At 59.3% G+C, this 23,113-nt stretch carries 21 protein-coding genes and 1 pseudogene; 10 read left to right on the top strand and 12 right to left on the bottom strand.

The window, feature by feature from the left end; all coding sequences use genetic code 11:
• Positions 1–7 precede the first annotated feature (7 nt).
• From frr to rpsB, 4 genes and pseudogenes are all read right to left on the bottom strand, one after another.
• Positions 8–565, bottom strand: coding sequence for a ribosome recycling factor (gene frr / locus SE16_RS01875; protein ID WP_054492587.1), 558 nt, complete (start codon positions 563–565; stop codon positions 8–10).
• Between the two features lie 35 nt (positions 566–600).
• The gene (gene pyrH, locus SE16_RS01870) at positions 601–1,317 is read right to left on the bottom strand and encodes a UMP kinase (RefSeq protein WP_054492586.1); all 717 of its coding nucleotides are present in this window, start codon (positions 1,315–1,317) and stop codon (positions 601–603) included.
• 106 nt (positions 1,318–1,423) lie between these two features.
• Entirely contained in the window at positions 1,424–2,029 is a 606-nt protein-coding gene (gene tsf / locus SE16_RS01865) for a translation elongation factor Ts (protein ID WP_054492585.1), read from the bottom strand.
• 147 nt (positions 2,030–2,176) lie between these two features.
• Positions 2,177–2,995, bottom strand: a pseudogene (gene rpsB / locus SE16_RS01860) (30S ribosomal protein S2); the annotation flags it as partial.
• 325 nt (positions 2,996–3,320) lie between these two features.
• Between rpsB and fabF the strand changes: the two are divergent.
• A complete protein-coding gene (gene fabF, locus SE16_RS01855; RefSeq protein WP_054492584.1) occupies positions 3,321–4,589 on the top strand; it encodes a beta-ketoacyl-ACP synthase II in 1,269 nt (422 codons plus the stop codon).
• A 10-nt stretch (positions 4,590–4,599) separates the two neighbouring features.
• Positions 4,600–5,718 carry a beta-ketoacyl-ACP synthase III gene (locus tag SE16_RS01850; protein ID WP_082374151.1) on the top strand — a complete coding sequence of 373 codons (1,119 nt, stop codon included), beginning with the start codon at positions 4,600–4,602 and terminating at the stop codon, positions 5,716–5,718.
• 71 nt (positions 5,719–5,789) lie between these two features.
• On the opposite strand, the gene SE16_RS01845 is transcribed toward SE16_RS01850, so the two are convergent.
• From SE16_RS01845 to SE16_RS01815, 7 genes are read right to left on the bottom strand one after another with little or no spacing between them, the layout of a single operon-like run.
• Positions 5,790–6,659: an alpha/beta hydrolase gene (locus SE16_RS01845; protein WP_054492583.1), complete on the bottom strand. Its 870-nt coding sequence runs from the start codon at positions 6,657–6,659 to the stop codon at positions 5,790–5,792.
• Positions 6,656–7,168 carry a hypothetical protein gene (locus SE16_RS01840; protein ID WP_054492582.1) on the bottom strand — a complete coding sequence of 171 codons (513 nt, stop codon included), beginning with the start codon at positions 7,166–7,168 and terminating at the stop codon, positions 6,656–6,658. The genes SE16_RS01845 and SE16_RS01840 overlap by 4 nt, the downstream gene beginning before the upstream one ends.
• A 38-nt stretch (positions 7,169–7,206) precedes the next feature.
• Positions 7,207–9,510, bottom strand: coding sequence for a DEAD/DEAH box helicase (locus SE16_RS01835; RefSeq protein WP_054492581.1), 2,304 nt, complete (start codon positions 9,508–9,510; stop codon positions 7,207–7,209).
• 45 nt (positions 9,511–9,555) lie between these two features.
• Positions 9,556–9,960, bottom strand: coding sequence for a hypothetical protein (locus SE16_RS01830; protein WP_054492580.1), 405 nt, complete (start codon positions 9,958–9,960; stop codon positions 9,556–9,558).
• A 12-nt stretch (positions 9,961–9,972) separates the two neighbouring features.
• Positions 9,973–11,490 carry an arginase family protein gene (locus SE16_RS01825; RefSeq protein ID WP_054492579.1) on the bottom strand — a complete coding sequence of 506 codons (1,518 nt, stop codon included), beginning with the start codon at positions 11,488–11,490 and terminating at the stop codon, positions 9,973–9,975.
• Between the two features lie 39 nt (positions 11,491–11,529).
• The gene (locus tag SE16_RS01820; RefSeq protein ID WP_082374150.1) at positions 11,530–12,534 is read right to left on the bottom strand and encodes a M23 family metallopeptidase; all 1,005 of its coding nucleotides are present in this window, start codon (positions 12,532–12,534) and stop codon (positions 11,530–11,532) included.
• Positions 12,531–13,007 (bottom strand): hypothetical protein, encoded by a 477-nt coding sequence (locus tag SE16_RS01815; RefSeq protein ID WP_054492577.1) that lies wholly within the window; start codon positions 13,005–13,007, stop codon positions 12,531–12,533. The genes SE16_RS01820 and SE16_RS01815 overlap by 4 nt, the downstream gene beginning before the upstream one ends.
• 117 nt (positions 13,008–13,124) lie before the next feature.
• On the opposite strand from SE16_RS01815, the gene rnz reads away from it, so the two are divergent.
• Positions 13,125–14,042 carry a ribonuclease Z gene (gene rnz / locus SE16_RS01810; RefSeq protein ID WP_060687122.1) on the top strand — a complete coding sequence of 306 codons (918 nt, stop codon included), beginning with the start codon at positions 13,125–13,127 and terminating at the stop codon, positions 14,040–14,042.
• 52 nt (positions 14,043–14,094) lie between these two features.
• On the opposite strand, the gene SE16_RS15650 is transcribed toward rnz, so the two are convergent.
• Positions 14,095–14,979: a DMT family transporter gene (locus SE16_RS15650; RefSeq protein ID WP_054492542.1), complete on the bottom strand. Its 885-nt coding sequence runs from the start codon at positions 14,977–14,979 to the stop codon at positions 14,095–14,097.
• A 157-nt stretch (positions 14,980–15,136) separates the two neighbouring features.
• Between SE16_RS15650 and SE16_RS01800 the strand changes: the two genes are divergently transcribed.
• The 7 genes from SE16_RS01800 (at position 15,137) to SE16_RS01770 (ending at position 23,113) form a co-directional block, all read left to right on the top strand.
• A complete protein-coding gene (locus tag SE16_RS01800; protein WP_054492543.1) occupies positions 15,137–16,105 on the top strand; it encodes an AAA family ATPase in 969 nt (322 codons plus the stop codon).
• A complete protein-coding gene (locus tag SE16_RS01795) occupies positions 16,105–17,307 on the top strand; it encodes a DUF58 domain-containing protein (RefSeq protein ID WP_054492544.1) in 1,203 nt (400 codons plus the stop codon). The genes SE16_RS01800 and SE16_RS01795 overlap by 1 nt, the downstream gene beginning before the upstream one ends.
• Positions 17,304–18,884, top strand: a complete 1,581-nt coding sequence (locus SE16_RS01790) for a DUF4129 domain-containing protein (RefSeq protein ID WP_060687120.1) — start codon at positions 17,304–17,306, stop codon at positions 18,882–18,884. Before SE16_RS01795 ends, SE16_RS01790 begins: the two co-directional genes overlap by 4 nt.
• Before the next feature lie 210 nt (positions 18,885–19,094).
• Positions 19,095–19,892 (top strand): dolichyl-phosphate beta-glucosyltransferase, encoded by a 798-nt coding sequence (locus tag SE16_RS01785; RefSeq protein ID WP_054494433.1) that lies wholly within the window; start codon positions 19,095–19,097, stop codon positions 19,890–19,892.
• Positions 19,889–21,145: a glycosyltransferase gene (locus tag SE16_RS01780; protein WP_200907533.1), complete on the top strand. Its 1,257-nt coding sequence runs from the start codon at positions 19,889–19,891 to the stop codon at positions 21,143–21,145. The genes SE16_RS01785 and SE16_RS01780 overlap by 4 nt, the downstream gene beginning before the upstream one ends.
• Positions 21,146–21,165: 20 nt before the next feature.
• The gene (locus tag SE16_RS01775; protein WP_054494434.1) at positions 21,166–21,513 is read left to right on the top strand and encodes an STAS domain-containing protein; all 348 of its coding nucleotides are present in this window, start codon (positions 21,166–21,168) and stop codon (positions 21,511–21,513) included.
• Positions 21,514–21,538: 25 nt separating this feature from the next.
• Complete coding sequence (locus SE16_RS01770; RefSeq protein ID WP_054494435.1) at positions 21,539–23,113, top strand: PP2C family protein-serine/threonine phosphatase; 1,575 nt, start codon at positions 21,539–21,541, stop codon at positions 23,111–23,113.

Here is a 23,113-nt window from a genome sequence, read left to right as displayed (position 1 = left end):
CGCTTGCCTACACTTCCATGATTTCTTCTTCTTTCGCCTGTCCAACTTCTTCTGCTTCCTTGATTTTCTTATTGGTCAATTCCTGCAATTCCTCTTTGGCGCGGAAGAAGTCGTCCTCGCTGATTTCGCCTTCCTTTTTCAACTGTTCCAGGTCGTGCAACACATCGCGGCGAATATTGCGAATGGCGATGCGGGCTTCTTCAACACGGTGATGCACAGCCTTCACCAATTCGCGGCGGCGTTCTTCCGTCAAGGGGGGCAACACCAGGCGAATGACTTGCCCATCGTTGTTGGGGTTGAGCCCCAGGTCAGATTCCTGGATGGCGCGTTCGATCAGGCTCAGTGTGCCGGGGTCCCACGGTTTGATCAGCAACATGCGGGCTTCGGGCACCGTAACCGACGCCACCTGGGTCAGCGGCGTGGGCACGCCGTAGTAATCAATTTTGACACGTTCAAGCAAGGCTGGTGTGGCACGTCCTGTGCGCAAACTACGCAAATCATGGTCAAGCGCCTGAACGGCTTTGTCCATACGTTGTTCGGCGTCCTTCAAAAATTCCCGGTACATAGTGCCTCTCCTTGCATCGTTGTGTTCTTGCGTCTTCAGGAACTAATCAGCGTTCCGATGTCATCGCCAAGCACCACTCGCTCGATGCTCGATTCACCCCACAAGTCAACCACCACAATGGGCAAATCGTTGTCCATGCACAGGCTGAGCGCCGTTGAATCCATCACACCGACGCGCATATTGAGCGCGTCGAGGTAGGTCAGGTGCTCGTAGCGGCGCGCGTTGGGGTTGACTTTGGGGTCAAGGTCGTACACGGCGTCAACTTTGGTGGCTTTGATGAGGACTTCGGCGTCAATTTCCATGGCGCGCAGGGCGGCGGCCGTGTCGGTGGTGAAGTAGGGGTTGCCTGTGCCGGCCGCCAGAATGACAATGCGCCCTTTTTCGAGGTGGCGAATGGCGCGGCGACGGATATACGGTTCGGCGACGGCTTTCATTTCAATGGCGGTTTGCACACGGGTATCGCAGCCAATCTGTTCGAGCGCGTCTTGCAGGGCAAGGGCGTTGATGACGGTCGCCAACATGCCCATGTAATCGGCGGTCGCGCGGTCCATGCCATGGCGCATGCCAATCTGGCCACGCCAGATGTTCCCTGCACCAATGACAACCGCCACCTGCACATCGAGATGGCGCACGCGCTTAATTTTTTGCGCCAACTCGTGCACACGTTCCGGGTCAATGCCATAACCGCCTTCACCGGCGAGGGCTTCGCCACTCAGTTTGAGCAAAATGCGCTTGTATTTCAACTGGGACATGGGTTGCTCTCCAACTGTGGTTTGGAATAGAGTACGTCAAAAGGGGGCTTTGGGCAAACAAAGACCGGCGAGCCTGAGGACTCGCCGGTCGTCAACAATGCGCTGATTAGCCTTCGACTTCGCCCACCGCCATGCGGCAGAAGCGGCGCACAACGATGTTTTCACCCAACTGGGCAATGTGCTGCTTGATGAGGTCCTGGATGGTCACGCTCTGGTCACGAATGTAGGGTTGTTCGAGCAAGCAGACTTCCTGGAAGAATTTGTCGAGACGCCCTTCCACGATACGTTCCAGGATGTGCTCAGGGCGACCTTCCTGGCGCGCCTGCTCCATGAGGATGGCTTTTTCTTTTTCGATGACTTCGGCGGGCACATCCTCGCGCGAGACGTATTGCGGGCTGGTTGCCGCAATCTGCATAGCGATGTTGTAGGCGAGTTCCTGGAATTGCGGCGTGCGCGCCACGAAGTCGGTTTCGCAATTCAGTTCGACCATGGCGCCAATCTGATTGCCGGCGTGGATGTAGGACGTAATGACGCCCTGCATCGCCACGCGGTGGGCTTTCTTGGCAGCCTTGGCGATACCGCGTTCGCGCAGCAATTCAATCGCCTTGTCCATATCACCGTTGGTTTCCTGGAGCACCTTCTTGCATTCCAGGATACCAGCACCGGTGCGTTCACGCAGTTCTTTGACCATTTCAGTGGTAATTTCAGCCACGGTTCTCCCTCACTTCCGATTGGTTTAGTCTTCGGCTTCATCCTTGTGGGTGCGCTGGCGCGGCTTGCGCTTGCCACGCTTGGCATCCACACGGCGGATTTCATCATCTTCTTCACCAGCACGCCCACGCCCACGGCGGCGCACAAGGATTTCTTCTTCCTCGTCTTCATCAAAGAGATCGAAATCGGCATAGTCGGGTTCGTCCTCGGGCGTGAAGACGCGCTGTTCAGGCAGGGCGCTTTCGGCTTCGGCGCGAATTTCTTCAAGCAGAGCCGATTCGCGCATCTGCTTGCCTTCGATGATCGCGTCGGCGATGTACGAGGTCATCAGCCGAATGGTACGAATGGCGTCATCATTGGACGGAATCACATACTGAATGGGGTCGGGGTCGCAGTTGGTGTCCACCAGCGCCACGATGGGCAAGCCCAAGATGTTCGCTTCGTGCACCGCCAGGTGTTCGCGGTTGGGGTCCACGATGAAGAGCATATCGGGCAACGTTTCCATGTTGCGCAAACCACCCACGCGGCGTTCCAGTTTTTCAAGCAGGCGGTCAATTTTCAGCCGCTCTTTCTTGGGCAGGTGGTCAAGTTCCCCATTCGCGCGCTGGCGTTCCAATTCAATCATGTATTCCACGCGCTTGCGAATGGTTTGGAAGTTCGTCAGCGTGCCACCCAACCAGCGCACGTTGACATAGGGCATGCCGGCGCGCTGCGCCTGTTCGGCGATAATGTCCTGCGCCTGGCGCTTCGTGCCCACAAAGAGCACATAGCCCCCATCAGCCGCCACGTCGCGCACGGCTTCATAGGCGCGCTGCATGGCTTCGAGCGTTTGCGCCAGGTCAATGATGTGAATCCCGTTGCGCTCCGTGAAGATGTAGGGGCGCATTTTGGGGTTCCACCGGCGGGTGCGGTGGCCAAAATGGGCGCCTGCTTCCAGCAGGTCTTTCATGGTAACTTGTGTAGGCATAGAAAATCCTCCTGAAAAAGTTGGTTCGACTTCCGCACTCCTCATCCCCCGCCAGAACCACGTGCGCGACGTGGCACCCCCGGCGGAGTCGAAAGTGCGTGCTTGATACGGCAGGGACAAGCCCAATCGCGGAGTATAGCACAAGGTGAATATGTGACCAAATGCACAAGCAACGCGCTCATTTGCCAAGGGAGAGACTTTGCGCATTATAGCCACCGTCTGCGTATCTTTTCACAAGGATGTGTGTTTTCATGAATGAACTCCGGCATTGTGGCCACGCTTTTTACCTTCTTCTAGAACATACCAAGGGGGGATATTTTTGACCATGGAGAACCGTGCTCGACGTGTTGTTGTCACCGGTTTGGGTGTTGTGTCACCTGTCGGGAACGACGTTGAAACCACATGGCGCAATCTGGTCAACGGTGTATCAGGGATTGGGCCCATCACGCAGTTTGATGCGAGCGACCTTGATACACGCATTGGGGGTGAATTGAAAGACTTCGACCCCCTGCAATACATGGACCGCAAGGAAGTGCGCCGCCATGATCGCTTCGTTCACATGACGGTTGCCGCCGCCGACCAAGCCATACAAGACGCCGGTATCAAGCCTGAAAACGAAGACCCCACACGGGTGGCTATTATCATCGGGAGTGGTATCGGCGGTTTTCAGACGGTTTTTGAGCAATATGACATTATGAAGGAACGCGGTGTCAAACGTGTCAGCCCCTTCTTCCTGCCGGCCATGATTATTGATACAGCCGGGGCGTATCTTGCCATTCGCTACGGGTTCAAGGGCCCCAGTTTTGGTGTGGTGAGCGCATGCGCCACAGGCACGAACGCCATTGGTGAAGCGTTCCGCATGTTGAAGAACGGGCTTGCTGATGTGGCATTGGCGGGCGGCTCCGAAGCAAGCATGATTCGCCTTGCATTTGCCGGTTTCAATGTGATGCGGGCGATGAGCACACGCAACGATGAGCCTGAAAAAGCCTCGCGCCCGTTCGACGCCACGCGCGATGGGTTTGTGCTGGGTGAAGGGGCGGCTGTGCTTCTGCTGGAAACGCTGGAACATGCGCTGGCACGCGGTGCCAAGATTTACGCCGAAGTGGTGGGCTACGGCACCAACGTGGATGGGTATCACCTGGCGCAACCCGCCGAAAACGGCGAAGGGATTCAACGCGCGATGAAAGAAGCCCTCGCCGAAGCCGGTCTTGAACCGCACGAAGTGGACTATATCAACGCCCATGGGACAAGCACGCCGCTGAACGATGTGAATGAAACACGCGCGATCAAAGCCGTGTTTGGCGAAGCGGCGTACGACATCGCGGTCAACAGCACCAAGAGCATGACCGGGCATTTGATGGGGGCGGCCGGCGCGCTGGAAGCGCTGGTGACTGTGAAAACCATTGAAACGGGCATCATCCACCCCACCATCAACTACGAATACCCCGACCCCGAATGCGATTTGGACTACGTGCCCAATGTGGCGCGCAAAGCCGATGTGCGCGTCGGCATGAGCAATTCCATGGGGCTCGGTGGACACAACGCCAGCATCATCTTCCGCCGATTTGAAAACGGCAGCACGAAAAACGAGTAAGGAGGCTTCTATGCCACACGCCCATATTCGCGGGTGGGGAAAATATGTGCCGGCCAATGTGATGACCAACGACGACCTGGCACGCATTGTGGACACCAACGATGAATGGATTCGCACCCGAACAGGCATTGCGGAGCGCCGTTTGGCCGGCAAGGAAGAAACAACCGCTACCATGGGCGCAAAAGCCGCACGCGAAGCCCTCACACGCGCCCAGGCAGACCCCGCCGACGTTGAGTTGATTATCGTTGCCACCGTCACGCCCGACCGGGTGTTTCCCTCAGCCTCGTGTGTCATTCAAGATTTGATTGGGGCAACCAACGCCGCCGCTTTCGATTTGAGCGCGGGGTGCAGTGGATTCGTCTATGCACTCTCTGTTGCCTCGAAGATGATTGAAAGTGGGGCGTACCGCAACGCGCTGGTGATTGGCGCGGAAACGTTGAGCCACCTTGTCAACTGGGAAGACCGCAGCACCTGCGTGCTCTTCGGCGACGGGGCGGGCGCTTTCTTCCTTGAAGCGGATGAGCGACCGGGTGGGTTGCTCGGTTTCGAGTTGGGGGCGGACGGTTCCGGCGGCGCGTTGCTGACGGGGCCGCTTGTGGGGCGTGGCTACGTGCCGGCCGTCGGGCCGGAAAATTCGCCTGATTACATTTACATGAATGGGCGCGCCGTCTATCGGTTCGCAACACGTGTGATGGGCGTTGCCGCCAAGAAAGCCATTGAGCGCGCCGGGTTGACCATCGAAGATATCGATTTGTTCATTCCCCACCAGGCGAATTTGCGTATCATCGAAGCCGCCGCCAAACAATTGCAGTTGCCCATGGAGAAAGTTTATGTCAACATCCACCGCTACGGGAACACATCCGCAGCCAGTATTCCCGTTGCCTGTGCCGAAGCCGCCGAAGAAGGACGCCTAAAACCCGGCGATACCGTGGTGATGGTGGGATTTGGTGCAGGGCTGACCTGGGCGGCGGCGGTTGTCCAATGGCCTGAACCGTTGCCCAATGGTCATAAGCGCACGACAACCGCTCGTTCGTGGTTCTACGACAAACGCGCGCGCTTTGTCAGCATGCGGCACCGGTTGGGGCATCGTGTGGATGAGTTGCTGGAAACGGTACGTCGCGACTCGTAATTGAATACACGGCGGAAAGACAAAAGGCGCTTCGCACGAAGCGCCTTTTTGTCTGCGTCCCCCCCAATGGCTTACGAGGCTAAATGCGCCTCAAACCAGGCGGGGATGCGCGAAAAATACTCGTTCGGTGCGACGTGCTCAATCTCGCGATGGTCTGCCTCTGGGACAACCCAATGCTCTTTGACCGACGCCCCCAATGCGGCAAAAAGCGCCTCCCGGTCTTCACGCGGGATAAACCGGTCACGCCCAGCGTGCAACATCAACGTAGGGACACGCACCCGCGCCGCCCAACGCAGCGGCTCGGCCACGCGCAAGGCCACATGCAAACGGCGGTCGGCCAGCCACAAAGCGCGGCGCACCCACGCGTCGGCAAACCATGACGGCACATGCCGCTCACGCAGCGCCCCGGCAACAACATGCGGCAGCACCGCAAAGGGGCAATCCAGCACAAGGGCGGCGATACGTGCATCATGGGCGGCGGTTGTCAACGCCACGCCGCCCCCCATTGAACAGCCCCATACGCCCACACGCTCAATACCGCGCGCGGCAAGCCAATCCAGTGCGCCGCGCACATCGCACACTTCCCAGTAGCCAAAGGTCACGATCTCGCCGTCCGAACGACCATGGGCGCGAAAATCGAACATGAGCACGTTGAAGCCGCGCCGCACCAGATGGGGCGCATAATGGAGATCGCCATCCATACTCCCCGCTTGCCCATGCAGGATGACGACCGTTCCACGCGCCGGCTCCGGTGCGGGCATCCACCATCCCATCAACCGTGTGCCATCACGGGCGGGAAAGGTCACGACTTCGTACGCCAATCCAAACGCCGCCGGATTACGCGCCGGGTCGGGGGGACGACGCGCCAAGAGTTTGCGCATCAGCCACCAATCAGCGCCCGGCGGCACGAGGAGTGTCGCCAAGATGGACGCTTGGCTCATGCCTGTTCCTCCACAAATGAAAATGCTTCAAACGAGTTGACGTTGACAAGCGCCACAGGTGTTTTGACGCGAATATGTGGGTTAGTCGCTGAAAGAATTTCCGCCTGAATCATCGGCGTAAACACATCGCCTTCACGGATGAGGGGACCCATAGATTCACGTTTGGAACGCAGCGCCATCAATCCATAGACGCGATAGGTATGCACGTACATGATGGCGGGCTTCTTCACACGCTCAACATAGGAATAGAGCCGCCCTGAGGGGTCTGCAATATGTTCTTCAAGAATGGCAATGACTTCAATTTCGCGCTTGCGCAGATAGAGCGTTTTAGGCGTATCAATGGGCGTCTGGGGGGATTTAAGATTGTACACGCGGACATCTTCGATATCCACGTAATCCGTCAGGCGGTCGTTCAACACATCCGAGAGGCGTTTGCTCCCAGTCACAACGCGCCCCCGAAAAATGTAATAAGCGGTCATGGCGGCGACAACGGCCACATTTTGCTTCATACAGCCTCCTCAGTTTGGTTGATCAACAGCGGGGTACATTAGAGAGATGCCAGCAGGCGTCGAAGAAGCCAGCGGGCGGCATGCTTATCAAGCGTCAAATTATTATTACCACATTTTGGGCTTTGAATACAAGCAGGGCATCCATCCTGACAGGGGCATGTCTCCAGATGGTCCAATGTGGCGTGCCAAAGTGTTTCCAATTGCTCATAGCCCCGTTCAGCAATGCCGACGCCGCCTGGATGCCCATCATAAATACAAATGAGTGGTGTGCCGGTATCAGGGTGCATGGGGGTTGAGACGCCGCCAATGTCCCACCGGTCGCACATGGCAAACAGGGGCAGCAAACCAATGGCGGTATGTTCAGCGGCATGTAGCCCGCCGGCAAAATCCAGCCCCAAGCGCGCCATTTCGGGCGCCCAAGCCAGCGGCACCGTCCACCAGACGCCTACCGTGCGGAATTCAGTTGGGGGGAGTGTGAGGTCGTGCTCGCTGAGCACTTCTTCGGTGAACAGCCGATGGCGACGGTAGCCAACCACTTGCTGGACAACAGTCAGTTCACCCAAGAAGACGGTCACAGCGCCGAGTTGCTTCTGTTCCCAAACGCGCTCCAAGCGAAAATCTGTTTCCAGGCGCGGGCGGGTGTAGTAATCCACGTCATCATCGCGCAGCCAAATACGCCGCCGCGCCATGTCCACTTCTTCGACAAGGTAGGATTCGCCCTGGTGAAGATAGACCGCGCCGGGGTGGGCGCGTTCAAACACCAGCGCAGGCTCCAATGTTTCCAAGGTGATGGTTTCACCGCGCCGCGTGCGCAACAAAAGCAGGTAGGGGTCGCCCCCCAAACTGCGAATGTTGACATGCTGGGCGGGATACTCGTCGCGCCCTGTGTAGAAGAGGCGACCATGGCGTTCTTGCAGCAGCCCCACGCCTTCGAGCAGCCGTGCCATCTCATCGAAGGCGTCGCCGCCAAAACGCTCGCGGTCGCTCTCGTCCAGGGGGCGTTCGTAGGCGGCGCACAGCAGATGGTCGCGCAGGATGTGCTCGTTTTCGGGGTCAATCAGCGCCTGCTCAACCGGGCGTTCAAAGATGGCTTCGGGATGGTGCATGAGGTACTGGTCGAGCGGGTTGTCTTGCGCGATGAGCACGGCAAGCGATTCGCGCGCGCCGCGCCCGGCGCGCCCCACTTGCTGCCAAAGGCTGGCAATCGTGCCGGGAAACCCCACCGTGAGCACAGCGTCCAGCCCGCCGATGTCAATCCCCAGTTCGAGCGCGTTGGTCGCGGTGACGCCCAGCAACTCTTCATCAAACAGGGCTTTTTCGATTTGGCGGCGCTGTTCGGCGAGGTAGCCGGCGCGATAGGCGGCCACGCGGTCGCTCAACTCCGGGGCATGGGCTTCAAGCCGATCACGGGCGTAGCGCAAAATGAGTTCGGCGGCACGGCGCGACCGCGTGAAAACGATGGTGCGCAAATCATTCTGCATGAGCATGGCGAGCAAGTTTGCGGCTTCGGTGTTGGCGCTACGCCGCGAAAGGCAGGCGCGGTCCAGGCATGGGGGATTCCAGAGCAGAAAAATGCGCTGCCCACGCGGTCCACCGTCCTCATTCACCACTTCGACGGGCATGCCAATCAGGCGCTCGACATGCTCACCGGGGTTGGCAATCGTCGCCGAGGCGGCAATCACCACCGGGCGGCTTCCGTAGAAGTCGCACAAGCGCCAGAGCCGCCGCAGAATGTTGGCGACATGGCTACCAAGGACGCCGCGGTAGTAGTGGGCTTCATCAATTACCACGTAGCGCAGATTGGCGAGAAAGTGCGCCCACGCGGCATGGTTCGGCAAAATGCCCACATGCAGCATGTCGGGGTTCGTCAAAATGATATGCGCCCGCCGACGAATACGCCCCCGGTCGGCTTTGGGGGTGTCGCCATCGTATGTGGCAAAACGTACAGATTCGAGCCCCTCGGTGGCGCATAGCGTTTCGAGTGTGCGCAGTTGGTCTTGCGCGAGGGCTTTGGTGGGGAAGAGGTAGAGCGCGCGGCTGTTGGTATCACGCAGCCAGGTGTCCAGCACGGGCACGTTGTAGCAGAGCGTTTTCCCGCTGGCTGTGCCGGTAGCCACAACAACATGCCGCCCTTCACGCGCCGCGTCAATGGCGTGCGCCTGATGGGTGTAGAGTCGCCGCACACCCAGCGCACGCAATGCCTGCGCCACCGGTCGCTTGATGGGGCGCGACAGGGAGCGAAATCGCGGCTCACGCGCCGGCAGGTAGCGCGTGTGGGCAACTTGCCCCTCGTACTCACGGCTGGTGACAATTGTTTGCACAAGCACGTCAAGTGCAGACATCGGTACATCCTGTGGTTTCAAGAGACGACAGACGGCGCACGCATGTTAGCCCGTGTGGTTTCCAAAACGCTGTTGATCGTGATAGCGAATGCGCTCGAAGGTCATCCACATGACGATGATGATGAAAACGCCTTGCAGGGCGAACAGGTAAATGGAATCACGCGCCATTGCCTGGCGGTCGGGCGAAAGCGCCAACCAGCCGACAAAGCCGCACGGGAGTACCCACGCCATCACCAGCGCCCCCAGGCATCCCAATGTTTGCCCCACACGCGCCAAAAACGCTCCGACACGCAGGAGCACAAAATAGACCGCGCCCACCCAAACGATGATGGACGTGTTGGCAATGCGCCCCTGGGTCGCGCGTTCGACGGCAATCGAAAGGGCAATCATGCCTGCAACCAACAACAGGTCAATCAACCAACCGGGCACTTGTCGCTGTATCGTGTTCATAGACGCCTCACGCTATTTTTTGCCCTTGCGGCGGCTGTTGCGACCACCGCGCTTTTTCGATTTCGATTTTTGCCCTTTCTTGCGCGCCGTTGCCGACGGTTCGCTGCCGGCGGCGCTCCCCCCACCGCTCCTGCGCCGTCGATTGCCGCCACGCCGCCGCTTCTTCTTGCCAGATGGTGCGCTTGCTTCGGACGCGTCTTCTTCTTCCCCGTCCTCCACTTCCTCAGACGGCGCAGCCTCTTGCGCAGCGCGTTGCGCTTCATCGCGAGCAATGCGTTCCGCCACGGATTGGGGCACCTGCACGTCGGGCAGGCTGGTGGTGTATTCGGTCAAACCTTGCCAACGCGAGAACGCTTCGGGGGCGGTTTCGCTCCGCTCCTCGAAGGAGATGGCAAGCGGCACGCTCTCCCCAAGGGCGGCTTGCAAACGGGTCAAGTGGGCTTGCAAATAGGCGTCCACATAAGCGGCATAGGACGCAGGCAACGGCGCTGGCGGTTCATCACGCAGTGCGCCGGCTTCCCACATAGAGACGTATGCCGCAGGCATCTCCGCGGGCAGGGCGATGGTTTCCGCCAAATGCGCCGCCGCCACCAGCAAAAAACGGGGCGGGACGGCGGGGTCGGTGCCTTCTCCACCCATGACCAACCAATGCGGCACGTGCGGCGTCAGCGCTTCAAAAAGTGCATCAAGCCCGTTGGTGGTGAGGCGCAAATGCGCCACGTCGTCGGCGGGGTGGATATCCGCCCCAAGTTGGAGCACTACCACGTCGGGCGCGACATGTTGGACAACGGGGACGATGACCTCGTTGAGCAGGCGTTCCAAATGGGAATCGTCCGCAAGCGGCGGCAACGGCAGGTTGATGGTCGCGCCGCGTCCGGGACCGTCGCCAATTTCTTCCGGTTCGCCGGTGCCGGGGAAAAGAAAATCGCCCCCTTCGTGGACTGACAGCACCACCACGCGGTCGGTTTGCCAGAAGGCGTCTTGCACGGCGTCGGGGTGGTGGGCGTCCAGGTTGAGGTAGAGCACACGCAAGCCGTGTTCAGCCAGCAGATGGAGCGCCAGCGCTACATCGTTGTAGAGGCTCAAACCGCGCGCTTCGGCGGGGCGCGGGTGGTGCGCTCCCCCCGCAGGCGTCAGCGCATGGCGCGTGCGCCCCAGCGCAATCTGACGGGCGGCGGTGAGCAGCGTGGCGACCTGCGCGCCGAAATAGGCGTGCATGTCTGGGAAGATGGGCACCTGGGCGTCATCAAGCCCGTAGGCGGCTTCATCCAGCAAACTCGCGCCTTCTTCGGCGACGGCTTTGATGGTCGCCAGGTATTCGGGCGCATGAAACGCGCCCAACACGTCTTCATCAAGCGGTTCGGCTTCGATGAGATGGACGCCTTCGGCTTCATCGAGCCGCAAAGCGTCAATAAGCGTCCGAAAGCGTGCGGCGGCGGCGGGGCGAATGCCATGCCGCCACCCTTCGGGCGTTTCTTCAATCGCCGAATTGAGAACAATGGTCAGCGATGGCGTTGTCGTGTCATGCATGGTCGTTCTCTCTCGTTATCGCATAGTCTTGCGAGATGGTTATGGGTTGGGCGGAAGCCAGGTTTGTTGCATCCACTGACGCGGATTGACGGGCACATCCAGAATACGCAGTTCCCAATGCAAATGGGGACCAGTGCTCAAACCGGTGTTGCCGACAGTGCCAATCTGTTCGCCCTGTGAAACGGTTTGCCCAACGGCAACCAGGCGCTCCGCCATGTGGAAGTACGCCGAATAGAGCCCCGCACCATGGTCTATGATAACCAGTTTCCCGCGAACATGCACATCGTCGGAAAAGGCGACAACGCCGTCGGCGGACGCATAGACGGGTGTCCCCTCTTCGGCGGCAATATCCAGGGCGGCGTGATACGCGCCCGGCGGTTCGCCCTGATAACTGCGGCGCGTGCCAAATGCGGTGGTGAGAATGCCGAGCACGTCGCCCAGGGGCCAGGCAAAGGCGCTGTTCCAGAGACGGCGCGGCGTGGCTTGCTGGTAAATCGCCGAGAGCATGGCGCGTTCTTCGGCAATCAGTTGTGGGTCGAGCAGGTCAACACGGTCAGGGGGAACTTCAAGGTACTGAATTTCAAACGCCTGTTCGACAACAGGAACACGCACCACCACTTCGGCAACTTCCCCCTCGGCGGTGGCGGCTTGCACCACCAGCGGGCGCTCGCCCGTGCGATTCCAGGGCGCGATCGGCATCAGCGCCCACGCGGCATCCGGCGCGAAGGGGATGGGCGCCAGGTGCAGCCCGTCGAAAATGGCGCTGATGGTCGCCGGGCGCGTGGTGCGCACCAGAAGCAAGGCGGTTTCCCCCTGGGCAACCTGTTTGGGCGACCACGCCACATGCAGGGCAAGCGGTTCCACCGTGGGGGTTGGGCTGGGCAGCGGCGCGGGCGTGAATGTGGGCGCGGGTGTGAGCGTGGGTGGCTGTGTTGGGGTCGGTTCAAGCAAAGTGGGCGAAACCGTGCAGGCAACCGCCATGCCGAGGCTCACCAGCAACAGAAAAACCCACCCGCCCGATTGCCGTCCACGTTGCCACATCATGGGAGCGCCGTCATGTACGCTGTTGCCACCAGCACAGACACCGCCAGCAAGCCATTCACCCACGCCACCAGGCGCAAGCGGCGAAGCATGGTTTCATAGTGCGGCGCGAAACGTCCAGCGTCGCGGATACGTTGTTGCAACCCAAATTCGGGGAAGAAAACCAGTTCCAACCACACAAGCAACACCAATTCAAGCCCATACAACAGGTGTTTGACAAGCATGGCGCGGCTCCATGCGTTGGTGATGGCGAGCAAATCCTCGTAATGGGCATCCACCACCATCTGGTAGAAGCCGCTGCCACCCAGCACAGCAAAGCCCAACAATGCCCACGGCATCCAGCGGCGCAAGCGGTTCACAAAAACGTCATCTTGCGTGGTGCTTGCCACAACAAGCAAAAAACTCCACCCAATCCAAAGAATGGTGCCGAGCAGGTGTGCGCTGTATGAGATTGCCAGCCGAAATGTTGCATCCATTGGTCGAGATTGACAGAGTTCGTATAATGCGCCGGTTGCAAGCGCCTATGATACGATGAAACGAAGAGAGGACAAAACCACAAGCGGCGTATCAGCCGCTTTCTGTTGGGGGTATGCATGTTCGAGATTGTCTTTTTAGGCACATCGGCATCTGCGCCGTCGGTGACGCGCAACGTGAGCGCAACAATGGTACTCGCCCGCGGCAACCGCTTTTTGATTGATTGCGGCGAAGGCACGCAGCGGCAGTTGCTGAAAAGTGAACTGGGTTTCCGCAAACTCGACCGTATTCTCATCACCCACTCCCACCTCGACCACATTCTGGGGCTGGCGGGGCTGGCGTCAACGTTTGCCCGCTGGGAACTGCACGAAGCCTTGCACATTTACGGCGGGCGAAAAACCCTGCAACGGGTGCGCCGCCTGCTCAACATCGTCATTCAGGAGCAAAATAGCCCGCTCAACATCACCTACCACACCTTGAAAGATGGGTTTGTGGTGTACGAAGACACTTCTTTTCGCGTCACAGCGTTCCCCGTCATTCACCGTGGCGCGGACGCCTACGGGTTTGTGTTCGAGGAGCACCCCAAACGCCGCTTCCTGAACGAACGCGCCACCGCGCTGGGCGTGCCGTTTGGTCCCGAGCGGGGGCGGCTGGTCGCCGGCGAATCCATTACGCTTGCCGATGGGCGCGTCATCACGCCGGACGACGTGCTGGGTCCCCCTGAGAAAGGCACCAAACTGGTCTATGTCGGCGACGTGGACGCCGTCGAGCCGCTGGTGGAGATTGTACGCGGGGCGGACGCACTGGTGATCGAAGCGACCTACACCGAGGAAGAGCGCGAGATGGCGGCGCAACATGGGCACATCACCGCCAAACAAGCCGCCTGGTTGGCGCGTGAGGCGGGGGTCAGGACACTCTACCTGAACCACATCAGCCGCCGCTACCGCGGTCCCGAAGTAGAAGCCGAAGCCCGCACCATCTTTCCCGAAGCGTATGTCGTGCGCGACTTCGACCGTGTGGTGGTGAAACGGGGTTAACCCCCACCAACAGACCTGTCAGGTCGTTGATGAGGAGACGACCTGACAGGTCTCACGCTTCTTCCAATTCCAGGTTTTTCTGCGCCACAACCAGCGCCCCTAACTCCGCCACGAGCATGCCGCCCAAAATCAGCGCCGAGCCGACCACTTCGCGCGGTCCCAGCACTTCGCCCGCCCACCACCAGCCAAACAGCGCGGCAAACACCGGTTCGAGGCTGAAGATGAGCGCGGTATGGGTGGCGGTGGTAAAACGCTGGACATACGTTTGCAGGCTGAAAACAAGCGCGGTGGCCACAACGCCGGTGAACGCAATCGCGCCCCACGTGTCCAACGGCAAGCGCACCCGCGGTTGCTCGAAGACGAACGCCGCCAGCGTGGCAGCGAGCGCCACCGTGGCAATCTGCACAATGGCGAGCGAAATGGCGCTATGGCGCGCCGTGAAATGCGAAATACTGACGATATGCAGGGCAAACGCCACGGCGCACGCCATCACCCACGCATCGCCGCGTTGCAAGGTCAAATCGGCATTGAGCGAAAGCAACGCCAGCCCCACCGTCGCCAAAACAACACCCAGCACCGCCCAGCGCCCCGGCGCCTGGCGCAACAACATCGCCGAAAAAATGGGCACAAGCACAATGTTCAAGCCCGTGATGAAGCCCGCTTTGGCGGATGTGGTGTATTGCAGCCCAATCGTCTGGAAAATGTAGCCCATCGCCAAAAAAAGCCCGATGAGCATACCAGCGCGCCATTCCGCCTGCGAGATGGTGCGCGCCTGTTGCCGAAACAAAAAGACCAGCACCAACGTGGCAATCCAGAACCGCCATGCCACAAACGTCATCGGCTGAACATCGTCCAGCGCGTTTTTCACCATGACGAATGTGGACCCCCAAATGACGGTGATGAAAACAAGAGTCAGGTCGGCTTGCCAACGCGACATAGCCCCTCCGTTTGCTTGCTGGATACACAAACAAAGATGATACGTGAAACGCGGCTTCTGTGAAGTATGGAGCCTATTCCCGCCGCAAAATTGCCTTTTCCGCCCGTTTGGGGAACATTTGCATACAACACTGACCAATGACCAAAGGAGCACCACCATGCCTGGACAGGGTGTTGATGTCGAGCCGGTGAAAGCGTTTGCAGAGCGCGTGATTGCCAACGTCGAAACCGTGCTCGTCGGCAAACGCGACGCCATCGAACTGCTCGTCATCGCGCTGTTGTGTGAGGGGCACGTCCTGCTGGAAGATGTCCCCGGCACGGGAAAAACCATGCTGGCGCGCGCGTTGGCGGCCAGTCTGGGGGTTTCGTTCCGCCGCATCCAATGCACGCCCGACCTGCTCCCCAACGATGTGCTGGGGGTGAGCGTCTTCAACCGTCAACAAGGCGTGTTTGAATTTCGCCCCGGTCCCATCTTCGTCAATGTCTTGCTGGCGGACGAATTGAACCGCGCCACGCCGCGCACCCAATCCGCCCTGCTGGAAGCCATGCAAGAGCGCCAGGTCACTGTGGATGGGAAAACCCACCCCCTCAAACGCCCGTTCCTCGTGCTCGCTACACAAAACCCCATCGAATACGAAGGGACATTCCCCCTGCCCGAAGCCCAACTCGACCGCTTCTTTTTGCGTGTGCGGCTCGGCTATCTTGATTTGGAGCAAGAGCGTGCCATGTTGCGCCGTTTGCGCGGCGAGCATCCCATCTCACAGGTGCAACCGGTCGTGCAAGGTGAAGACCTGCTCGCGCTCCAACCGCGCGTGGCGGCTGTTCATGTGGATGAAACCGTTGAAACCTACATCCTCAACATCGTCCACGCCACCCGCGCCCACCCCGACCTTTTGCTGGGCGCCAGCCCCCGCGGCTCACTCGCGCTTTACAAAGCCGCCCAAGCCTTCGCGGCGCTCCGCGGGCGCGACTACGTGCTCCCCGACGATGTGAAACACCTTGCGCCCTACGTGTTGGAACACCGCCTGATTGTGCGCCCCGAAAGCCAACTGCGGGGACGAACCGGGGCGCATATCATCGCCGATGTGCTGGAACGTGTCGAAGTGTCGCTGGGAGAAAGCGCCTGATGTGGCAAATTTTTGTCTTGCTCGTGCTTCTGCTCCTGGCGGCGGCGGCGTTCTTTCAGGTGGAAGCCTTTCTCTCGGTGCTCTACCTGGTCGCGCTGGTCTATCTGCTGTCGCGGCTGTGGGCGCGCCAAAGTATGCGTGCGCTTGTTTTTGGGCGTCGCCTTCCCCAGCGGGCGTTTTGGGGTGAGACCGTCGAAGGTGAAGTCTGGCTGGAAAACAAAAGCCGCTTGCCCATCGCCTGGCTTGATGTGCACGAATCACTCCCCGTGGCGCTTGCCTCGGGCGAATCTCCCCATGAAGTCGTCTCCCTGCTGGGGCATGAGCGCCATACCATCACCTACCGCCTCGTCTGTCGCAAACGGGGCGTGTACACCGTCGGGCCGCTCACGGTGCGCCTGGGCGACCTTTTCGGGCTGGTGCCGGCGCGCATCATCGGCGGCGATGTGGACACCATAATCGTCTATCCGCGCGTGGTGCCGCTTGCCCAATTGGGCTTGCCTGCCCATGCGCCGTTCGTTGGGATGAAGAACCGCGTGCCACTTCTGCACGACCCATCCCGTTTTGTGGGGGTACGCCCCTACGCCGAAGGCGATCCCCCCCGCATGATTCACTGGTCGGCTTCGGCGCATCTGGACGATTTGATGGTCAAAACCTTTGAGCCTACCATCGCCCGCGAAACGCTTTTCGTGCTGGATGTTGATTTGGCGCGGTACGCCCACGGGCAGCGCTACACCGCGACGGAACTGGCCATCACCGCCGTGGCTTCGATGGCGGTACACCTGGTGCAAACCGCGCAACAAGCGGTTGGGCTTCTCGCGCACGGCATGGACGGCTTGGAACAAACACGCACCCTCTACTGGCTTCCCGTGCAAAGCGGGCACGCGCACCTGGTCCACATGCTGGAACTGCTTGCGCGCATTCAGCCCGCCGACGATGTCTCCGTGTTGCCGCACGTGCGGCGCGCCATCGCCCAACTGGCATGGGGCGCGACAATTGTTTTGGTTACAGGCGATGTGGACGCCGCCACACTTGAACACGTGGCTACCTGGCGGCGCTTGGGGTTTCATGTCACCCTCATCGCGGTACGTCCCGGTCTGAGCGTGCGCGAAGCCCGACGCGCCACAGACCTGTTGGGCGTACCGTTTTATGTCGTGTGGGATGAACACTTATTTGCCTTGGGTGGTGTGGGGAGTGCGCCATGACCCAACAACAAGAGATTCCCGAAACAACATTGGGGCAGTGGGTCTTTCGCTCGGTTGCGTTGGCGGGCATGACGGCCTGCATCGCACTGGCGATTGCGCTTTTCGTGCGGCAAATCAAACCTTCATGGAACACGCTTTTCATCCTGCTTGCGCCGCTGCTCGCCACCGCCGAAGCGATTTTCTCCCACCACATTTTGCGCTTGCGCCCCCAGCGCGGCAATGATTTCTGGCGCTTTCGCCTGATTGAATTGCTTGTTCTGCTCGTGCTCGTGCGTGTAGGCGTTTTCCTCGGCGACACACCCCGCGACATTCTGCACGAACTACTGCTCTGGCCTCGCGAGCCGTTGCGCATGCTTTCGGTCGAAGTCGTGGTCACCTACATGCTTGTGGTGCTCACGTGGTTGTTCGCCCTCGACGCCGCCCGCGACTTTGAACGCGCCGGCATGCCGTCCGAACAGCACCAGGACGAAACCCCACCCCTGCACGCCATCGCCACACGCTTCTTCTGGGGCGGTATGGTCTTGCTCTTTGTCTTCGGCGCGCTGCTCGCCGACGCCCGCACATCGCCCAACATCACGCCGCCGCCCGCGTGGGTCATTCTCGCCATCCTGATGACCTACTTCGTTTTTGGGCTCATGCTGCTGGCGGAAGTCCACTTTGCCACACAAGTGCACATGTGGGCGCACGAACGCGCCCACATCACCGCCACGCTCAGCCTGCGGTGGGCACTCTACACGGCGTTGCTCCTCATCACCGCCGGCGTCCTGGCACTTCTATTGCCGCCCGTAGGCACCGGCGCGTTTCGCTCGCTCTCCGAGATTGTCTCGTTCACGGTTGAAATCCTCTGGCTGCTGTACACCATGCTGTTTTATGTTGTGTTGCTCCTCATGTTCTTGTTCACATTGCCTTTCGCCTGGCTCATGTCGCGGTTTGACGATGGGTCGGCGCTCCAACCCGAAGCGCCGCCACCCCCTACCGAATTTTTGGCGCAACAAAGCGGCAGCCCCCCCGGCGTCTGGTTTGACATTCTGCGCGCCATTATCTTTTGGGGGCTACTGCTCTACGCGGTCAGCGCGCTCTTTCGCGCCTATCTGGCAGACCATCCGGAAGCCGTCGCCGCCCTGCACGCTTTACGCCCCATAGCGTGGTTGCGCCGCCTCTGGCACTGGCTGCGCCGCATGGGGCGCGCTGTTCAGGCGGAAACGCGCCGCCTCATCGCGAATGCGCGGCTGGCCACATCCACCCCCGCCCAAAGCGCTTCCAACCCGCGCCGCCCAGCCACACCCCGCACCCCACGCGAACATATCTTTGCGCTCTATCAGCGCGCCCTCAACACAGGAGCGGAACACGGCTTGCCGCGCCTTCCCACCCAAACCCCGCACGAATACGCCCAAACCGTCAGCCGCCAACGCCCTGACGCCGCGCCGCCCCTCGACATCATGACCGCTGTCTTTGAGCGCGCCCGCTACACACCCTACCCCCTGAACGAGGAACATGTAGCGCGTGCCGAAAACGCCCTGCACATCTGGCGCGAACACCTGGCACATCAAGAAGAGACCCCTTCCGCATCGCAATAGCCCCGGCTGTTCACAGCCGTTTCATCCATCTTTCCCTCTCAATCACACCTTGTTCATACAAAGCGCCTCTTTGCCCTTCCAAATAGTCCTTTTGTCCCATATCCACTTGAACAATTGGGCAACGCTTTCTTATCAAAAGTTCATCTTCTTTTCATCAAATACATGTGTACTTGAAACATAGGAAAGGTGCGAAGGGGCAAGGAGGTTGTGATGACATTTGAAGCCTATGAACGCTGGAAAAGCACCCCGATTGAAGGCGAGCCTTTTTTGTCGGTTGTCATTCCAGCCTACAACGAAGAAATTCGCATTTTGCCGACCATCGGCGCAATTGCCGCACATGTGTGCAGTCTCGGCTTCCCATGGGAACTCATTGTCTCTGACGACGGCTCACGCGACAAGACGGTGGAACTGGTCACATCATTGGGGTTTGCCAACGTGCGCGTACTGCAAGCCCCGCGCAATGGCGGAAAAGGCAGTGCTGTGCGGCGCGGCGTATTGGCGGCGCGTGGGCGCTACATTCTCTTTGCCGACGCTGACAATTCCACCCCCATTGAAGAACTAAACAAGTTGCTCACCAAACTCACCGACGAAGGCTACGACATCGCCGTCGGTTCGCGTGCGGTGGAGGGCGCCGAAGAACAGTACCGCCCACTCCACCGCCGTATTCTCAGCGCCGGCTTGCGCTGGATGGTGCGCAACATTCTGCACATTGGCGTTCACGATACGCAATGCGGCTTCAAACTCTTCACACGAGAGGCCGCCCATCACCTGTTCCGCGCACAAACCATCATGGGGTTTTCATTCGATCTCGAAATTCTCTACCTCGCCCACAAGTTCGGGTATCGGGTTGCCGAAGTACCCGTGGAATGGATAGACGCCCCCGGCTCCAAAGTGCAGTCGTTCAAGGTCGTGCGGCAATTCCTCGCGGACATGGTGCGCATCAAAGTCAACGATTGGCGCGGTCTCTACATCCGCCAGGTAGGGTATCCACAGGAGGTCATCGCATGAGCATGCGTGTTGGTGTTGTGACAACCCATCCGCCCGGCAAAGGCACGTTGAACGAGTATGGCTACCACTTTGTGCGCCACCTGCGCGCCAAACCGGAAGTCGCCGAAGTGATTGTGTATGCGGACGAATTGCCAGCAGGGCAAACCTACACGTTCCCAGAGGGAACGCCGCAACACCCGCTCGCGCCGGTACACGTCCGCACCTGCTGGCGTTTCAACGATTGGCGCAATCCCTGGCGCATCATGCAAGCCGTGCGCGCCACACGCCCCGACGTGGTGCTTTTCAACATTCAGTTCGCCAGTTTTGGCGACCGCAAAATCCCCGCCACCCTGGGGCTCATGACGCCTCTCCTGGTGCGTATGTTGGGCATTCCCAGCGTCGTCCTGCTCCACAACATTATGGAAACGGTTGACCTGAAAAAAGCCGGCTTCGCCACCAACCCGCTGGTTGAATGGGTTATTCGTACCGCGGGCACGGTTGTCACTCGCATGATTTTGATGGCGGACCTGGTGGCGGTCACCATTCCCAAATACGTGGAGATTTTGGAAACCAAGTATAAAGCCAAAAACGTCATCCTTGCCCCGCATGGCTCGTTCGACGAAGTGGCGCAACCCTCACTTGATTTGCCTGATGGACCGCGCCGCATTCTCGCCTTTGGCAAGTTCGGCACATACAAGAAAGTCGAAATGCTGATTGAAGCATTTCGCCTGTTGCAAGAACGGCTCGATATGCCGCTCGAATTGGTGATTGCAGGCACCAACAGCCCGAACGCCCCCGGCTACCTGGAACGTGTACGCGAGCAATACCGCGACGTGCCCAACATTCGGTTTACGGGCTACGTTCCAGAAGAGGATGTGCCGCGTATTTTCAGCGAAGCCGCCGTGGTGGTCTTCCCTTACACAGCCACCACCGGGAGCTCCGGGGTGTTGCACCAAGCAGGCAACTATGGCAAAGCCGCCGTCCTGCCGGATATTGGCGACCTTGCCGAATTGGTGCGTGAAGAAGGCTATGCCGGCGAATTTTTTGACCCCGGGGACATCGAAAGCCTGGCGAACGCTATTCAAACATTCCTGCTGAATGATGAATACCGCCGTGAAGTGGGGTGGCGCAACTATCTCGCGTCGAAAGGGCTGGGCATGGACGACGTGGTGGATTGGTATCTGTTGCACTTCCAAACGCTGATTGCACAACGGCATGGCGGCGAAACACCGCAGATGACCAAGCAGGAATCACAAACTGTTGCTCACAACTGAAAGTACAAGGAGGCATACCTATGGAACTGAAACCGCGCTATGAAGAAGGCAAAGCCATGTTGCACCTCGCAGGGCGCTTCGACGCCTATCAGGCGCCTGCTGTCGCTGAATGGCTGGACGACACCATGAAAGCCGGCACGCACAACATCATCATTGATTTGAGCGGCGTCAACTTCATTGATTCAACAGGCTTGGCCACCCTGGTGCAGGCCATGAAACATGCACGCCAGCATGGCGGCGACCTCGTTCTCTGCCGCTTGCAACAGCCTGTGCGCATCATCTTTGAATTGACGCGCCTGGATAAAGCCTTCCGCATTTTCGAGACAGAGGAAGAGGCGCTTGCCTACTTCCAGCCGGTTGCCGAATAACGCACCGCCGAAAAGGAGCCACAGGATGAGCACCAAGCCACTCCTCACATCAGGCAGTTTGTTTACGCCCGAGGTGCTCTCTACCGAAGAACAGGGTTGGGAATGCCTGTCAACCTACCTGGCGATGTGGGCGGATAGCTGGCATGAAAATGGGGCGCACGCCGTCAGCATTGTTTCGCGCCAACATGCCGTTTTTGTCTCACCGAGCAATTTTCCCTGGCGCAACGTGCCTCCATCTTTGCGGGCGCCCATTCGCCACGCCGAAAACATCTTGGGCGAAATGCGGCTCTACGGCGTCCCGCCGACGCAAGCCCACCGCCAACGCCTGGCCGCAGAAGCCCACTTGGTCGCCCAGGTGCTCACGCAACATCAGGAACTTGACGTATTGAGCGCCCAGCTCAGCACATATCAGGACCAATTGATGGCGCTCTATGAGCTGGCCGAGTCGGTACGCCAGGCGTCCGACTTGCGCCATATGGCGCACGCCATTGCCGTCGTGGCGCAACGTCTGTTTCGCGTGCAAAGCGTGGGGATGCTGGTCGAAGTGCCCAACGGGCATTTTGTGCACTGGCACCCCACACCGCTCTTTGATGATGAAACATTGCACCAATACTTGCAACGTGTAAGCCAACGTCAGGAAATCCTGACCGAATCACAAGCCACAGGGCACATTGTCCCCGCCAACGTCCAAACGCTGATGGCTATTCCGATTGGTATCGAAGGTGAAGTGCAAGCCGTTCTCGTCCTTTGCAATCGTCCATCAGCCTTCTCCACACCCGATGTCAAGCTGGCTATGACGATTGCCGAACAGGTAGGGGCGTACTTTGAAAATGAGATCCTTCATCAGGAAAAGCTGAAGCGCATTCGATTGTTGACCGAGATGGAGCTTGCCAAACGTGTGCAAGCGCAATTGCTGCCGCAAACAACACCCCATTTCGAGACACTCGACATCTTCGCCAAATCGGTGCCTTCGCTGCACGTTGGCGGTGATTTTTACGACTTCGTGCCGAAAGGCGATGGTTGGATGATTTTCACAGTCGGCGACGTTTCCGGCAAGGGGATGTCAGCCGCCTTGCTGATGGCGGTTGTGCGCACCGTCCTGCGCACCAAAGCCAAATTCCTGCCCACACCTACGCCGGAAAACATTCTGGCGCGCGCGAATGAGGACTTATACGAAGATTTTACGAACGTGAGCATGTTCGCCACGGCATTTGTAGGCTCCTATCGGGAAGATTCGCGCACATTTCTTCTCGCCAGCGCGGGGCATGCTCCCATCATCTACATGCCCGCCGGCGAAGGGCCGCGCCTGGTTGAACCCGACGGCACCGCCCTGGGCGTTTTGCCGGAGAGTTTTCACGTGGACCGCAAGGTTTCACTGCTCCCCGGCGATGTCTTTGTCGTGGCAACAGACGGCTTCCATGAAGCCACGAATACGCGCGGAGAAATGTTCGGATTGAAACGCATATTCGACATCCTCACCTCTGTGGGGCACCGTTCGGCGGCTGAGATTGGCAACGCACTCTATCAGGCAGTGCAAGAGTTCACCGCAGGCACCCCCATGCTGGATGACCAAACCTTGTTAGTTCTGAAAGGGGTGTAG

The organism is Ardenticatena maritima, assembly GCF_001306175.1.
GTDB classification, from domain to species: domain Bacteria; phylum Chloroflexota; class Anaerolineae; order Ardenticatenales; family Ardenticatenaceae; genus Ardenticatena; species Ardenticatena maritima.
This window is presented reverse-complemented; position numbering and strand designations above follow the sequence as displayed.

Coding starts and splice junctions, on each gene's coding strand:
- frr (WP_054492587.1), bottom strand. CDS start 565: ATGTACCGGGAATTTTTGAAGGACGCCGAACAACGTATGGACAAAGCC.
- pyrH (WP_054492586.1), bottom strand. CDS start 1,317: ATGTCCCAGTTGAAATACAAGCGCATTTTGCTCAAACTGAGTGGCGAA.
- fabF (WP_054492584.1), top strand. CDS start 3,321: ATGGAGAACCGTGCTCGACGTGTTGTTGTCACCGGTTTGGGTGTTGTG.
- SE16_RS01850 (WP_082374151.1), top strand. CDS start 4,600: ATGCCACACGCCCATATTCGCGGGTGGGGAAAATATGTGCCGGCCAAT.
- SE16_RS01845 (WP_054492583.1), bottom strand. CDS start 6,659: ATGAGCCAAGCGTCCATCTTGGCGACACTCCTCGTGCCGCCGGGCGCT.
- SE16_RS01840 (WP_054492582.1), bottom strand. CDS start 7,168: ATGAAGCAAAATGTGGCCGTTGTCGCCGCCATGACCGCTTATTACATT.
- SE16_RS01835 (WP_054492581.1), bottom strand. CDS start 9,510: ATGTCTGCACTTGACGTGCTTGTGCAAACAATTGTCACCAGCCGTGAG.
- SE16_RS01830 (WP_054492580.1), bottom strand. CDS start 9,960: ATGAACACGATACAGCGACAAGTGCCCGGTTGGTTGATTGACCTGTTG.
- SE16_RS01825 (WP_054492579.1), bottom strand. CDS start 11,490: ATGCATGACACGACAACGCCATCGCTGACCATTGTTCTCAATTCGGCG.
- SE16_RS01820 (WP_082374150.1), bottom strand. CDS start 12,534: ATGATGTGGCAACGTGGACGGCAATCGGGCGGGTGGGTTTTTCTGTTG.
- SE16_RS01815 (WP_054492577.1), bottom strand. CDS start 13,007: ATGGATGCAACATTTCGGCTGGCAATCTCATACAGCGCACACCTGCTC.
- rnz (WP_060687122.1), top strand. CDS start 13,125: ATGTTCGAGATTGTCTTTTTAGGCACATCGGCATCTGCGCCGTCGGTG.
- SE16_RS15650 (WP_054492542.1), bottom strand. CDS start 14,979: ATGTCGCGTTGGCAAGCCGACCTGACTCTTGTTTTCATCACCGTCATT.
- SE16_RS01800 (WP_054492543.1), top strand. CDS start 15,137: ATGCCTGGACAGGGTGTTGATGTCGAGCCGGTGAAAGCGTTTGCAGAG.
- SE16_RS01795 (WP_054492544.1), top strand. CDS start 16,105: ATGTGGCAAATTTTTGTCTTGCTCGTGCTTCTGCTCCTGGCGGCGGCG.
- SE16_RS01790 (WP_060687120.1), top strand. CDS start 17,304: ATGACCCAACAACAAGAGATTCCCGAAACAACATTGGGGCAGTGGGTC.
- SE16_RS01785 (WP_054494433.1), top strand. CDS start 19,095: ATGACATTTGAAGCCTATGAACGCTGGAAAAGCACCCCGATTGAAGGC.
- SE16_RS01780 (WP_200907533.1), top strand. CDS start 19,889: ATGAGCATGCGTGTTGGTGTTGTGACAACCCATCCGCCCGGCAAAGGC.
- SE16_RS01775 (WP_054494434.1), top strand. CDS start 21,166: ATGGAACTGAAACCGCGCTATGAAGAAGGCAAAGCCATGTTGCACCTC.
- SE16_RS01770 (WP_054494435.1), top strand. CDS start 21,539: ATGAGCACCAAGCCACTCCTCACATCAGGCAGTTTGTTTACGCCCGAG.